The sequence below is a fragment of the Paenibacillus sp. strain BS8-2 genome, assembly GCF_054483835.1.
This window is the reverse complement of record NZ_CM137010.1, coordinates 5346687-5361636: the sequence shown is the minus strand read 5'-3', so window position 1 is coordinate 5361636 and position 14950 is coordinate 5346687. Positions and strand designations below refer to the sequence as shown.

Here is a 14950-nt window from a genome sequence, read left to right as displayed (position 1 = left end):
TGTATGTGAAAAGTATAGACTTTCGATTAAGATTTGGCTATAGAAATCCAATATCATGGAAGCAGATGAGGTGATCCCTGTGCGACAAGAGACGATACATTCGGATATTACAGTTGTAGGCGGCGGATTGGCAGGTGTTAACGCGGCGGTAGCGGCAGCGAGGCTGGGACGTACCGTATCGCTGATCCAGAACAGACCGGTGTTAGGCGGCAATTCGAGCAGCGAAGTCAGGGTTTGGGTTTGCGGCGCAACTTCGCATGGCATGCAGCGTTTCTCGCGGGAGACTGGCATTATGGGCGAATTGTTTGTGGAGAATCAGTTCCGTAACCCTGAGGGAAATCCCTATTTTTGGGATCTGGTTGTGCTGGAAGCCGTGAAAGCGGAGCCGAATATCCAATTATTCCTGAACACGGACGTACATGAGGTAGGGGCTAGCGGGGATGCTAACGATCGGCATATTGATTCTGTAACGGGATGGATGATGGGCTCCGAGCGGCGAATCACGTTCAAGAGCGAGATCTTCCTGGATTGTACGGGAGACGGGCTCGTCGGATTCCTCGCAGGTGCGAAGTACCGGCTGGGACGGGAAGCGCGGGACGAATATGATGAGGTCTGGGCGCCTGAGGCTGCAGACGAAATTACGCTTGGCAGCACGATTCTATTCTACAGTAAGGACGCCGGTCATCCTGTGAAATATGTAGCGCCGAGCTTCGCCAAAGATATTACGCAAACGTCGATTCCGATGAAACGTGTCATTCGCAGCGGTGATTCCGGTTGCCATTACTGGTGGATTGAGTTCGGCGGTGAGCTGGATACGGTTCATGATAACGAAGCCATCCGGGACGAATTGTGGTCGGTTATTTATGGGATTTGGGACTATATCAAAAACTCGGGTCAATTCGATTCGGAGAATATGACGCTGGAGTGGGTCGGATCCGTGCCGGGTAAGCGGGAGTTCCGCCGATTCGTTGGGGATTATGTGCTGAGCCAGAACGATATCATGAATCAAGAAGAGTTCCATGATCGCATCGCATTCGGAGGATGGTCGATCGACCTGCATCCGCCACAAGGCATGTATTCGGCTGAAAAAGGATCCAAACATCTCTATATGAAAGGGAATTATCATATCCCATATCGATCCTTGTATTCGAAAAACGTCTCCAATTTGATGTTTGCCGGACGTAATATCAGCGCAACGCATGTCGCATTCGGAACGACAAGGGTCATGGCAACTTGCGCCATTATTGGCGAAGCAGCAGGCACTGGAGCGGCGCTTGCCGTCCAATACGGAACAACTCCGCGCGGAGTCTACGAGCAGCATCTGGATCAGCTGCATCAAACATTGCTCAAACAAGATGCTTCGGTTATCGGCATTCGTAATGACGATTCAGCCGACGTAGCGCGCTTAGCCGCTGTACAGGCTTCCAGCACATTGACTCAGCTTGCGGTTGAACATTACAATGGGCAGCGTCCGCTGCAGCAGGATAATGGTTTGTTAATTCCGGTCGATCCCGAGCTTGCGGTAATAGAACTGCTGATTGATGCTTCCGCGGACACCAGCCTGCAATTGGAATTGTGGAGTACGGACCGTAAACAAAATTATGTACCGCAAAACCTCGAAGTCAGAGGGGAAACGGCTGTATCAGCCGGCGAGAAGCAATGGGTGAAGGTGTCGCTTGCTTGGAAGCCTGATGAAGCACAGAATGCAATGATTGTGATCAAAGCCAACCCGCTTGTAACCTTGTACATGACGGATCGATATCAGTTTGGCGTATTGGTGTTTAAGAACGTATCTGGCGATGAGCCGATCTACATGGATGGGTACCATGATCTGATTAGCCAATGGCAAACGGGAGGCGGGTCGCGCAGGTCGGTGACCTTCCGGAGCTGGCCTGAGACCCAGGCGTATGCCCCAGAGAAAATTCTCGACGGTTATATACGGCCATTTGGCGGCCCTCATCTATGGAGCTCGGACGAAATAACGGCAGGCGAGGAAGTTTATCTGCAGCTGGACTGGAATGACCGACCGGTCTCGATAAGAGAAGTGCAGCTTACGTTCAACGATGATGTCAATGAGGATCTAATTAATCTGCATCATCACAGAACGCCGTTTGAAACGATCCCTGAGCTGGTTCGGGATTACAGGCTGGAAGCAAACGTAAATGGAGAATGGCTGGTCTTACATCAGGAACGCGGCAATCGTAAGCGTAAACGCGTGCATCGGTTGAACACGGTAGTGGAAGGTGCAACGAGCTTGCGTCTAGTGATAGAAGCCACGAACGGGGCGTTGCATGCACAGATAACCGAGATCAGAGTGTACGAACAATAATACAACCAAAGAAGCTGACGCCGATGGAAGAGCGGCGTCAGCTTCTTTGGTTTGCAATACAGGATTTCTGTTAATAAACGTATTGTTTCTTGAGCATTAGCGTGAAGGCTTTGCTATAAATCCAATGTCCGTAATCGTTCGGATGGTTGATGTTATTGAGCAGCAAGCTCTCATGCGTCTTGCCCGCGGCAAGCTCGGCGGTCCAGAGAGCATGAGCATCGGCCACTCCAATTCCGTATTCATCACCCAGACGGCGAATAACGTCGGCGTACTGAGCGATATCGCCGCTTGTATGCTGCCAATTCGGATTGGGCTCGCATGGCGTGACAAGAATCAGATCGGAATCGCCGGCATGACGAATCGTATCGATCATGAACCGAAGATTATCCTCGAAGTTTTCAAGAGTCGTTGTATTACCGTCAGCCTGTTTATTCTGATCGTTCATCCCGTAACCAATGGATATCAAATCTGGAAGTAGAGGAACAATGTCGTGTTCGACCCGGCTCGCGCCGCCGCTCGTATCCTCACCGCCGATTGCTTTGTTCACGATTCGAATACGTCCGGCGGGATATAGGTCGAGCAGGGAGTTCGCGAATCGGCCGAAGTAAGCCAGGCTCTCTTCGCTGGCTTCTCCACCTGTGCTGATGCTGTCTCCATAGACAACATAGACGGCTTCTTCTCCAGCTTTCAGCTTGTTGACGAGACGTTTTAACAAACCTGATTGTTCGATATCTTCGGATGTTAAATCGAAGTCATCCATCATCATCTCCGACAAATAATCCAAGTAGACCGTAAAAGCTTGGTTACTGTAATCAACATATTGATTATGATCGAACTCGCATGCTCCGTACATCGGATGAAGCGTGCCATCAGGAATTCGACTGTCGTTCGTGCGGCGGATCGTACCTTGCTCGTAGTCAATGATATAGTCCGAACCTTCCACGTAATGGATCGTATCTGGGATCGTGTCTGCGAGGTCGTTTCTCGAACAATTTCGCATAACAGTAGATTCGCCCATTACAGGGAGGTAGCGCAGTGGCAATGCCTCTTCTTTCATCAATACAAATGATTCCGCTAGCTGCTTGGTTGTCATCGCGGCTGATCACTCCTCATCATTGGGATGCTCCAGATTCCTTCTCCGAAGACCACTCTAGCACGATGCCCAGGAAAAATTCGGATTTGTCCATAATGATGCGCCATGCTTGCTCTGCATCCTCTGCCTTCATCCTGTGCGTAATAAGTGGTTTCGTTTGCAGCCAGCCATCTCGAATACCGATTAACGTGTCGTCCATCCGTTCCTTGGTCCACCCGGAAGGGCTGTGCAAGGTGATCTCTTGCGCACGCAGCTCCTGGATATCAACGGTTCCCTCATTGCCGAGGAAACCAGCCGATACCAGGTGACTATTCAGTTTCATTGCGGGCCTCAGTTCGCGAAATGTATCCATGGCACCAACTGTGTCGACGACGACCGCGATGTCCGAGCGATTACCAATCCAGTCCGCTAGATCATGTTCTTTCAAATTAAATGTACGAATCGTGGAAGGGAGTAAAGCTAATCTACGATCATGTTTACCTAATACGGTTACGTTCGCTCCTCTGTGAGCAAGCGTCTGAGCGGCCCATTGGCCAACCATGCCGTCACCGATGACGACAGCAATATCGCCAGATTCAACTGCAGGCCGTAAGCCGCAATTGTAGCCGACTTGGGTGAGGACAAGTCCGCTGTATGCAATCGGGTCTGCATCTGCGGGCAGCTTCCATACTTGGCTGGCAGGCGTGATCGAGGGGTTGATGTGACCGCCATAATCAAACTTCATCCCGTTAACCATGCTAATCGAAGCGAAAACTAGGTCACCGGGCGAAAGCTCGGTAACTTGTTCGCCGACGCTTCTAACGATGCCAACCTTCTGATAACCAGCCACTTGCGGGAATGGCAACTCATCCCCCGGACGAGTGACTTGTTCACCGGAAATTCTCTCCCCGAACAGGAAGGAGGATTCAGTGCCATTGCTGATCCAAGAATACGCCAAATCGATGACGACATCTTCGGGTCCCGGATCGGGGACATCGACTTCCATAAAACTAACCTGTCTCATGCCTGTAAAAACGACGGCTTCTGCTCGCATGTTATCTCTCCTTAGTAGCAGCGACAATAGGGTGCCGCATAGACCTAAGTGTATAACAATGAAAGTAGTCTGTATTTGCAATTTATTCGCTATTTGTTCCAACCTAACGATGAATCAGATGACTCAGAATGGCTCGCAGTTCTCCATCATGCGCATCGTTATCATGTTCTTCGCCCTTGAGTTCTATTTTGGTAATATCCAGCTTGTAGGGGGTATTGCCCTCGACCGAGTGGAAAATCAATTCACGCTCATTCTCGAGCTCAACGCGATAACCCAGCTCTTCGAATGACTGGATGAAGTCAGCGATAGTTGGCGTTTCGCCGTCAGGCACCATTGTGAGGGTACGATATTCCTTGGCTTGCCCGTCTTGAATATATTTGAAGAAAAATAAACATTCGCGCATACGGTTTTTTCCTTCCTCATTTAAAGTTGTTGGTATCTTCCTTTATTCTAAAGGATGAGGAAGGAGAGAACAGTGATTTTCTTCACTGCTTTAATGGTTTAAGTAGGTATCGTTCGTAATAATCTCGCCGCTTTCGTTCAGGCTCGCCACGTTGAAGATTGTTTGGTCCTGTGGAAGTGCTGCGAACCAATACGTATATCCATCCTCGGCATCTATTAGCGTGGCTTGATGCTGCTGCATCTGTTCATCGTATATTCGGATCTCGGTGATAGCAGGATCGACGACCATGCCGCAGAACAAAGGAATCGTGTCCATTTTGAACCATCCTGTTAGCAAATGATTTTCAAAACCATCATCTTGATTATTGTTGATCATAACATCTCCATTTAGTTTGAGTGTAAAGGAATACGATACTCCTTGACTGCTGTCCCATTTGGCTCCATCCCATTCTACATAATCGACTCTAAGCTTAATGGACTGGAAGTTAGATTCTTCGGTTATGGCTTTTGAGAAAATGAGCTCTGCATTGTATTGAATTTCCTTGGTATACAACACCTCATGATCGAAACCATAATATTTTTGATCCAAGTATATCTTCCACTCAGGTTTACTAAGGGTTTCCTTGAATGCGATTGGGTTTGATTCCCCCGGAGGTAAAGGATCGTTAGCAACGGGTCCTGCAGAAGTATGATCGCTATATAATGAAAGGCTGTTCTGATCTGATTTGTACATATAGAACATAAATCCAAGCACTGCAATCATTGCCGTGCTAATGAAGATTAGACGTCTCGGAATAAGGCGTGATCGATTCGGAGATTTGGTCGCCTGAGAGTAGATCCTGCGCGCTAATTGCTCGTTAAACATGTTTTGTTTGAGCGGATTGGCTTGTAGCTCCTCATACCAATCAGGATTAGATGAGTTCATAGATTTGATCCTCCTTTAATAATTTGCTCATTCGTTTACGCGCTGTGAATAGTCTGGATTTCACCGTGCCTTCCGGAATCTGCAGCACATGGGCAATCTCTTGAAGCGTTAGCTGATATTTGGCATGCAGCACAAGAACTTCCCGTAATTTGGTTGGCAAGTCAAAGACATATCTCCAAACTTGATTTGAGGCCTCTTGCTCTAGAAAGGATTGTTCAGCAGAATGCTGATAATCCCTGGTATGCTCTGTATTCATGAGCAGAACCTTACGGAAAAAGGCTGTGTTCCGGTAGTTGTAACTGATATTGCGCGTAATGCGGAATAACCAAGTCTTCACCGAGGCCTCTCCTCGAAATGAGGCGACATGGCGGTACACTTGAATGAATACATCCTGCGTAATATCGTCTGCCATATGCCGATTCTTTGTAATCGAGAAGGCAAAATTCCACACCTCCTGTCCATAAGCGGACATGAGAGATTCCAAGGTCAAGGAATCCATGGATGTCAAATGGTTTAAATATTGCGTATCCAACGCCGATCACCTCGTTATATAGACAAAGTATAGCGTGAAAGGGTTCATTTTTGGCAAAATATTCTGGTAATGTGAGAAGTCCTCCCATGTATGGGTCTATAGATTCCAACTTTACGATGAGAACTATTATCATTTATAATGAGATATATTCATTAGATGTTCGATTAGAAGGGAACCGCCATGAACATGAACATTGATGCGCATATCTGGGCTTGGAATGTATCCTCTATTAAATTGACGGACATTCGATATAAGGAGTTAGATTTTGGCGAAGCGCTGCAGCAGTACAGGCTGCCTGCCAATGCTTTTTTGTATGTGCGCAAAGGGAAAGCGAAGGTAAGACTTGGTGGCCAACTGCATATGGCGGACAAAAACTTCGTGCTGCATAGCGGATCAGGCGACACGCTGGATATTTGGCCCGAGGAGTCATTTGCGTATTATCTTATTTTGTATCAAGCGTCTTTATTGCTGCCTCCTTCCCAATACGTTGAGAAACGGCTGTATGACATTAATCCGTTCCGGAGCACGTTCTCATTAATTGCAGGCAAGCCCTTGCTGGTAAATGAATTAGTGGCAAGCATGCACATGGATTGGCTAATTGCGGCACCGCTGGAGCAGTTTCGTGCGCGAGGACTGTTCTATCAATTTGTCCATGAGCTGTACGCCCAAATGAAACGCGAAGGGATACAGACGTCAAATCCAGACTTGCTCGAACAAGTGCTTCGATATATGCATGATTGCTACAAGGAGCCGCTTTCGCTCGAGAACATTGCAGAACGGTTCGGTTGTAGTGTTAGTTATTTAGTTAAGCTGTTCAAAAAGAGGCTTGGCGAAAGCCCTATTCGTTATTTGAATGCCATAAGGATGGAGACCGCTGCAAAGCTGTTAGTAGAGTCTGAAGCTTCCTTTCAGGACATCTCTGAATTTGTTGGGATTCAGGATGCACATACCTTAAGTCGAAGCTTCAGAAAGTATTACGGGATGGGACCATCGCAGTTTAAGCATTCTTATCCAACCGTTCCTTCTATATCAGAATTGCCCGGTAGACGTACGAGAATTGCCCTTGTTGAGAAAGATAGTCGATGCTACAGTGTGAATATTAGTGAAAAACATTCTCATTGGCAGAGATCAGGGGGTAATTTTGTGTATCATGCTAGGAAATCGGCATCCATGACGACAGCCGCATTATTGTTATGTGTTGTATTATTGCTCGGAGCATGTTCAGCAGGGGGGAACAATTCGACTGGAGGGAACGGAGCCCCATCAAGTAATGTAAGTGAACAGGTAGAAAAAACCACAAGAACGTATCAGGACGGCAAAGGGGTTGTTACAATTCCCGCAGAGCCGAAACGTATAGTCGATTTAACAGGAAGCTATATCGGAAATTTGCTTAAGCTTGGTATTAAACCAGTTGGCGTAACTTCGGATGCCTTGGAGAATCCTTATCACGAAGGGATGTTAGGGGAGACTGTCGATATTGGGGACGGGACAAATCTTGAAGCGCTGCTTGAAGTAAATCCGGATTTGATTATTGCTTTTGATTATATTGATGCAGCGTATTACGAGAAGCTGAAAGAGATTGCTCCGGTCGTCCGATTCTCATATGGTAAGGATTCGCCAGCGGAGCTGTTCTTGAAATATGGAGAAGTTACGGGTAAGGATCAGGAAGCCGCGGCTTGGTTCGAGCAATGGAATGCGAAACTCGCAGAGGTCAAGCCGAAAATTGCCGAGGTGGTTGGAGATAAGAAGGTATCGATTCTGCAACCGTATGCGAAAGGTATTTATGTATGGGGCAATAAAGGCGGCAGAGGCGGCGAGATCTTGTACAATGACCTTGGCCTAAAAGCACCGGAACCGATTCAATCAACATTGATCGAAGGTAACGAGTTTAACGGCGACATTTCGCTCGAGAAGATCAATGAGTATGCCGGTGACTTTATCTTCACAAGTAATTGGGGCGGAGATGACGGTGATCCAGATGTGTTGTATGGAAGCAACTTATGGAAAAGTCTCCCTGCAGTGAAAAGTAACCAAGTATATTTCATTGATCAAAAGGCTGCCTACTATAGTGATGCAATATCCTTGGATAAACATCTTGCGTTCATTATGGAAAGTTTCTTGGGCAAACAGCCCTAATTATGTTGAATAAACCATACAATAGGTGAATGGAAGAAGCCGCTGATCGAAATAGATCGCGGCTTCTTTGTCTGTGAGATTGCCAAATATATCTATTGCCATCCGGTACATATCCTACTACAATGAATCGTTGACTACTAAACTAATTTATGATTTTTGGGCAGGAGAAATAAAAGGATGCAAGAGAAAACCGTTTTTCTTAAATTATGGGCTGTCTCCATTATGTGGGGCGGCAATTATGTAGCAAGTGCTTATATGCTGCGAGAGTTCTCGCCGATTTTTCTGTCGTTCGCGCGATTAGTCGTCATGTCGTTATTCTTGATTTCGATAGCGATGATCAACAAATCGATGCGTCTTCCAACCAAACGTGAGTGGAGCTTGCTCTTGATGGCAGGTATTACCGGCACATTGATCAATCAACTATTCTATTTCACTGGCTTGCAGGAGTCTACTGCGGGGAATGCCGCGCTTATCATCGCGCTTTCGCCGATCGCAACGACGTTATTGTCGAAGATCTTCCTTAAAGAGAGCATAACTGGACAAAAGCTGACAGGTGCGATCGTTGCGCTCATCGGCGTCGTCTGTATCGTGTTGTATAGCGGCAAGGACCTTGGCATCTCGCATGGAGATATTTATTTGCTAATCGCGATGTTAGGTATGTCCGTCAGCCTGCTGTTTATTCGTAAGCTGACAGCCGCAATGAGCTCGTATGAGATTACCATCTATTCTACGATTATCGGTACGATTCTCATGTTCCCAGCCGTTGCGGTAGAAGCTGCAAGCGGCGGTATCCAAGCGAGTCATCAAGTCCTTACTTGGGCGCTGCTTATAGGAGTGGCGGTGATTGGTCAAGGATTGGCGGGTTTTTGGTGGAATTCGGGGATTGCGATTGCAGGGGCGTCCATAAGCGCTATGTTTATGAATATACCGCCCTTTATCGCCATCATCGTAAGTTATTTCGTATTAGGCGATCCTATAACAGTTGCACAGCTTGGTGGCGGTGCGCTCATACTGGCAGGTGTCGCGATCACGAATATGAAGCGGCGTGTGGTGCAGAAGCCAGATAGCGGACTCGGTGTAAAAGGGGTTTAGGAGCATGTCGCTGCTGCAACCCAATAGGTGCTTTGTCGTCGTTAAGATCCTGCAAGTCCTCCAATCATAGATTGCTCCAGTTCGTCTACATCCCTCTTTGGCTGAATATAGTTGAATATGGGAAGCGGGTGCGAATGAAGGAGTTGGGGACATGGATAGCAATGGCAGTGGATCAATTACCCTTGATAACAGCACTTTAAGACGTATATTAGTTGAAGATTTTATCGCGCTCGTGCGAGAAACCAATGAGATATTGGAACAAGAGTCGGATCTATCTCCCGCGAATCGCAGGGTTGCGGATAACGTTAGACGGTTGACTCAGCGACTGCGTAACCGATTTATGCCTGAAGATATTCAGGCTGTGCTTGGAAATGAATATATGAAAACGAATCAACGGCATTTGCGCGAGAAGTTATCTGTTGCTGAGTTTTTAACCGAACTTGATGATGCCAAACAAATCTGCGAACGGCCGGATCCAGTGCTAAACATCGTTACGGAATGGCCGAGTTGGCGCATATACCTCTCTTTGGTATGCAAAGAGTTATTCGCGCTGCAGCAATTCAAGCGGCATGGTGCTGATGGAGCCGCATCGCCCATTGTATTTGTAGGCAGCGGGCCGTTGCCGTTAAGTGCTATTATTTTGCACCAATTCGGGCATGTAGAGGTTGTCTGTCTAGAAATGGATATGGATGCGTATGCCACATCATGCCGCTTATTGCAGCGCATGGGATTGCAGGACACCGTAAAAGTGGTGCACATCAACGGGGCCGAGTTCGATTATAGCGCGTATGACCGGATCTTTATTGCGAGTCTAGTACGTAATAAGCTTGCCGTTCTCCATCAGATTTGCCGAACTTCTCATAACCCTTTAGTGGCTGTGCGAACTGCTGAAGGGATGAAACAAATCATGTATGAGGCGATCGATGAATCAGAGCTTCTCCAGCACGGATGGAGCGTCCAAGCGCGGACATCGCCGGATGAAGATTTGGTCATTAATTCGACGTTGTTTCTGGAGCGTGCGACGTAATTTAACCAAAATGGAAAATATCAATGGAGAAGCTGCATGAGAGGGGCTTCTCTCTTTTGTTTGTTTAAATAATGAAAGAAGATAGATTCATATTACATTACGCAAGAAATATCGCGTTGAATCAACTATACTGTTAGGTAAATACATACAAATGGGGGAACAAAGGTATGGAGCTGAAGGCGTATTTGAACTCCTTGACGGAGCGAGCGGCCAAAGAGCGTGGACGAAATCGGGAGGGAGTCCCGGTGAGTCAGCGTGCGTCGAAGCTCCGGGATACGTTTCGTAGTCTGCTAGGTAAATTCCCGGATTTGCGCGGAGAAGCAACGTTCCCTAAGCAACTTGAAAGCGAAGAATGTGACGGTTATAGAAGGGAACGAATAGAGATCGACACGCTGGAAGGGCTCCGTCTTGCCATGTATGTGTTGATACCGAATAACTCTCAGGCGCATGCTGCGCCGGCAATTATTGCCTGTCACGGTCATGGATACGGAAGCCGCGAAATCGTGGGACTTGAACCGGATGGGATCGATCGCGCCGGCGATCCGGGACTGCACAAGGATTTTGCGGTGGAGCTGGCGAGAGCGGGTTTTATTGTTGCGGCTCCTGAGCTGATCGGATTCGGGGATCGACGTTTGGATGAGGACAAGCAGCGCGGTCCCAAGCAGAACTCTTGCAGCTTGCTGGCAGCGCATCTACTCATGGCCGGGCGGACGGTTGCGGGTTTGCGCGTTCACGAAACGATGAGGGTTGTCGATTATTTGCAACAACGTCCCGATGTGGATTCGGATCGTATTGGCATCATGGGAATTTCGGGAGGCGGACTGGTTGCAGGCTTTACTGCGGCGTTGGATGAGCGCATTACATGTGCGGTCGTAAGCGGATATGCAAGCTTGTTCGAGGATAGTATTCTCACTCGCAGTCATTGTCTGGATAACTATATTCCTGGTCTGCTGCTAGAGGCCGAGATGCCTGAGCTTCTTTCCTTAATTGCGCCGCGCGGTTTGTTCTTGGAATCAGGGATTGAGGACCGCGTGTTTCCACGTGATCCTGCTGTCCAAGCATTCGCGGAGCTTCAGCATATCTACGCATCAGCAGGTGTCCCGGAGTCCGTTCAAATGGATTATTTTGAAGGCGGGCATGAGATTCATGGAGCACCTGCGTATGAGTGGCTGAAAACGCAGCTTATGCAGTCTTCATCATGATCGTTATATCGTTAGATATGATCCTTATACACATTAGCAGTCGTAACAGCCCGTAATGACTCAATCTCATCGTTAGCGAGCGGTGTTACAGATGCGGCGGATACATTGCGGACTACTTGCTCCACACTGCTGGCGCCGGTTAATACAACGCTGACGGAGGGATCGTTTAACACATATTGAATAGCCGTCTGTTCTAACGTCCGGTCGTTGCGCATCAGCTTAGTCAACTGCTTGAACACCTCGGTAAGCTCCTCAGGCGAATACTGCAAGTAGCCGCGTACCGCTTTGAGACGGCCCTTATCTGTCAGGATACCCCCTGCGAGCGGTCCGCGCGCGATAAGACCGATGTTGTTCTCCCGCAGCAAGGGAAGCGTGGTTTGTTCCGGGCGTCGATCAAGCAGGCTATACTGGCTCATAAGGCTGACAATGCCGGAGGAGCGGGCATATTCTCTTATGACGTTAGGGCGGATGGAGGAAATGCCGTAATGACGAATCACGCCTTCAGCTTTTAATTCCTCGAATGCCTCGATTGTTTCGTCAATTGGATCATCGATCGTACCTCCATGTAATTGATAGAGATCGATGTAATCTGTACCAAGTCTACGCAGGCTGTCTTTGACTGCCGATCGGATATAGGCCTTGGAGGGGTCCCAGCTCCAGCCCTCCTTGCCCGCGATCCTGCGGTTGCCGACCTTGGTAGCAATGATTACGTCTTGCCTACGTCCTTTCGTCGCTTTGCCGACGAGCTCCTCATTACGACCGGAGTCGTATAGATCTGCCGTGTCCAGGAAGTTGATGCCAAGCTCTAGTGCTTGATTTATGATAGCAACTGCTTGGTCTTCTTCGGTGCCGATCGACATGCAACCAAGTCCAATCTCACTTACATGCAGATCTGAATGTCCCAGCTGATGTTGTTTCATCTCTCGTTTCCTCCTATGAGCTATTCCTGATATGAGATCAGTTGATGGCTCGCATCTATCACTTTTATCAGTCAGTATGGTGGATGGAGGACGAGATTGCAACATATAAGCACGTTCATCACAAGACGTCGTGACCGAAATGTGAGCAATCTGTCAGTGTGCGGAGCTTTTCTTCTGATGCCCATTGCGTTAGGATCTAAGGAGAGGTTACGAAACGAATGGAGAGATCAATATGGATAACTTTGCGTGCCTATATGTGATTCGAGGTGAGCCGTTTCCTTCCGGTACCTGTGTAAATCTGAACAGCGCCGAGACGATGATTGGCAGAGTATCGCATCAATTGACGCCGGATGTCGCATTTACGAACGCGTTTGTGTCTCGGCAGCACTTTGTCATTCGCAAGGAAAAGGGACAGGCCGTCTTATACGACATGGGCAGTCTTCATGGAACCGAGATCAACGGCGAACGAGTGAAGCCGCATCGTCCATACGTATTAAATAATCTTGATATTATCAAGCTCGCCAAAGGTATGACCGTCCTGCATTTCTCTTATTTGGACGCTGACCAGACGCTGGATATCGAGCCGTTAAGTATTACAAGAAGGCTGCAGACCGTGGAGCTGGCACTGAGTATTCACTGGGAGAAACGAGAATGCGTGGTGGACGGCAAACGAATTCCGATGTCCGAGAAGGAATACCTGCTAATCCGTTTGCTGCATGACAATGCAAATAGGCTAGTTCCTCTCGATGTGATCAAGTCCAGCGTATGGCCGGAGCGCAGCATGGAAGATTTCGGCGTGCCGAATGTGTCTGTCGATGAGTTGAACACACTGATCTACCGGCTGAGGAAGAAGTTCGGCAAGGATACGTTTATGATTAGCGCCGTGCGAGGAAGCGGGTATGTTCTTGAATCTGAACTGAAATCGTCTTGACGAAAGTAGGAATGTGCATGAAATATATTCAAACAACTAATTCCGGTCCCCTTCATGGGACCGTTCATATACCTGGATCCAAAAACAGCGCTCTTGCCATACTCGCCGCAGCTTGTCTGGCGGATGATGTGGTCAAGCTGGAAGGCATTCCACCGATCGAAGACGTAAAGGTTATCGCGAGCATCAGCCGCGAGATTGGCGCGGAATTCAAGCATGAGAACGGGAGCATTGTCATAGATCCCCGCTGGATTCATCACGGATCCATCTCGCATACGAAATCATCGAGTTATCGGGCTTCTTATTATTATGCAGGAGCCTTGTTGTCCAAATTCGGCAAAGTTTCGATCGGTTATCCAGGAGGCGACGACTTCGTCTCCAGACCGATTGATCAACATATCAAGGCGTTCCAAGCTCTTGGCGCACAGGTTCGGTTTCACAAAGAGTATTATGAGGTAGAGGCAGCAGAGCTTACAGGGGGTAACATCTACTTCGACATGGTGACCTCCGGCGCAACCATTAACGCGATGCTGGCGGCGACGCGGGCGAAGGGCAGGACCGTATTGCATAATGCGGCAAGGGATCCTGAAGTGGTAGATACAGCGACCTTTCTGAACAGACTCGGCGCCCAAATTTACGGAGCGGGAACCGATCGTATCCGAATCGATGGCGTACCATATCTGAATGGCGGTACACACGCGATTATTCCCGATCGGTTAATTGCAGGCGCGTTCCTGATGGCGGCCGGCCTGCGAGGCGGGCAGGTTACCGTAATGGACGTTATTCCCGAACATCTCGGATCTTGTCTTGCAAAGCTTGAGGAAATTGGCCTGGAGATAGATTGCGGAGAGCATCACATTACGGCCTACGGGACCGGCATGCTGCGTGCGACGCGGGTACGGACAGGGATGTATCCCGGGTTTGCGACCGATCTGCAACAGCCGATGACTGCACTTCTTCTGCAAGCCAGGGGCAAAAGCATCATTACGGATCGTGTCTATCCGGAGCGATTCGCGCATGCGGCACAGCTTAGACGGCTAGGTGCAGAAATAGAGATGCGCCGAGACAGCGCCTTTATTCGCGGCGGCATGCCGCTTAGCGGCGGCTGGGTACATGCGACTGATGTACGAGCCGGCACATGTCTCATTATGGCTGGACTCACTGCAGAGGGCCGAACGCAAATTACAGGTGTCGAGCATATTGAGCGTGGATATGGTGATGTAATCGAGAGCTTCCGAAGTATCGGAGCGAACATTACGATGTGCGAAATGGAGCCGGGAGAGCTCAGTGATGTGCAGCGATTAGGCAGCTAATGGCTAATGAAGTTCACG

At 48.5% G+C, this 14950-nt stretch carries 13 protein-coding genes; 7 read left to right on the top strand and 6 right to left on the bottom strand.

The window, feature by feature from the left end:
* Positions 1-79: 79 nt before the first annotated feature.
* Positions 80-2329, top strand: coding sequence for an FAD-dependent oxidoreductase (locus tag ACX1C1_RS23485; RefSeq protein ID WP_458957783.1), 2250 nt, complete (start codon positions 80-82; stop codon positions 2327-2329).
* 70 nt (positions 2330-2399) lie between these two features.
* Here ACX1C1_RS23485 and ACX1C1_RS23480 read toward each other — a convergent pair whose 3' ends face one another.
* The 5 genes from ACX1C1_RS23480 to ACX1C1_RS23460 all read right to left on the bottom strand — a co-directional run bounded on the left by ACX1C1_RS23480 (position 2400) and on the right by ACX1C1_RS23460 (position 6314).
* Positions 2400-3422, bottom strand: a complete 1023-nt coding sequence (locus tag ACX1C1_RS23480; RefSeq protein ID WP_458954538.1) for an SGNH/GDSL hydrolase family protein — start codon at positions 3420-3422, stop codon at positions 2400-2402.
* A gap of 19 nt (positions 3423-3441) precedes the next feature.
* Entirely contained in the window at positions 3442-4455 is a 1014-nt protein-coding gene (locus ACX1C1_RS23475; RefSeq protein WP_458954537.1) for a hypothetical protein, read from the bottom strand.
* Between the two features lie 103 nt (positions 4456-4558).
* Positions 4559-4858, bottom strand: coding sequence for a hypothetical protein (locus ACX1C1_RS23470; protein WP_458954536.1), 300 nt, complete (start codon positions 4856-4858; stop codon positions 4559-4561).
* A gap of 90 nt (positions 4859-4948) precedes the next feature.
* Positions 4949-5782 carry a hypothetical protein gene (locus ACX1C1_RS23465; RefSeq protein ID WP_458954535.1) on the bottom strand — a complete coding sequence of 278 codons (834 nt, stop codon included), beginning with the start codon at positions 5780-5782 and terminating at the stop codon, positions 4949-4951.
* The gene (locus ACX1C1_RS23460) at positions 5769-6314 is read right to left on the bottom strand and encodes an RNA polymerase sigma factor (RefSeq protein WP_458954534.1); all 546 of its coding nucleotides are present in this window, start codon (positions 6312-6314) and stop codon (positions 5769-5771) included. Before ACX1C1_RS23460 ends, ACX1C1_RS23465 begins: the two co-directional genes overlap by 14 nt.
* Positions 6315-6494: 180 nt before the next feature.
* On the opposite strand from ACX1C1_RS23460, the gene ACX1C1_RS23455 reads away from it, so the two are divergent.
* The 4 genes from ACX1C1_RS23455 (at position 6495) to ACX1C1_RS23440 (ending at position 11771) form a co-directional block, all read left to right on the top strand.
* Positions 6495-8450, top strand: a complete 1956-nt coding sequence (locus ACX1C1_RS23455) for an ABC transporter substrate-binding protein (protein WP_458954533.1) — start codon at positions 6495-6497, stop codon at positions 8448-8450.
* Between the two features lie 177 nt (positions 8451-8627).
* Positions 8628-9542, top strand: coding sequence for a DMT family transporter (locus ACX1C1_RS23450; protein WP_458954532.1), 915 nt, complete (start codon positions 8628-8630; stop codon positions 9540-9542).
* Between the two features lie 151 nt (positions 9543-9693).
* Positions 9694-10569, top strand: a complete 876-nt coding sequence (locus ACX1C1_RS23445; RefSeq protein WP_458954531.1) for a nicotianamine synthase family protein — start codon at positions 9694-9696, stop codon at positions 10567-10569.
* A 167-nt stretch (positions 10570-10736) separates the two neighbouring features.
* The gene (locus tag ACX1C1_RS23440) at positions 10737-11771 is read left to right on the top strand and encodes a dienelactone hydrolase family protein (RefSeq protein WP_458954530.1); all 1035 of its coding nucleotides are present in this window, start codon (positions 10737-10739) and stop codon (positions 11769-11771) included.
* Positions 11772-11782: 11 nt separating this feature from the next.
* On the opposite strand, the gene ACX1C1_RS23435 is transcribed toward ACX1C1_RS23440, so the two are convergent.
* Positions 11783-12691: an aldo/keto reductase gene (locus tag ACX1C1_RS23435; protein ID WP_458954529.1), complete on the bottom strand. Its 909-nt coding sequence runs from the start codon at positions 12689-12691 to the stop codon at positions 11783-11785.
* A gap of 232 nt (positions 12692-12923) precedes the next feature.
* Here ACX1C1_RS23435 and ACX1C1_RS23430 point away from each other — a divergent pair, with 232 nt between their 5' ends.
* Both ACX1C1_RS23430 and murA read left to right on the top strand, forming a co-directional pair.
* A complete protein-coding gene (locus tag ACX1C1_RS23430; protein ID WP_458954528.1) occupies positions 12924-13622 on the top strand; it encodes an FHA domain-containing protein in 699 nt (232 codons plus the stop codon).
* A 17-nt stretch (positions 13623-13639) separates the two neighbouring features.
* A complete protein-coding gene (gene murA / locus ACX1C1_RS23425) occupies positions 13640-14932 on the top strand; it encodes a UDP-N-acetylglucosamine 1-carboxyvinyltransferase (RefSeq protein WP_458954527.1) in 1293 nt (430 codons plus the stop codon).
* The last annotated feature ends 18 nt before the right edge of the window (positions 14933-14950 follow it).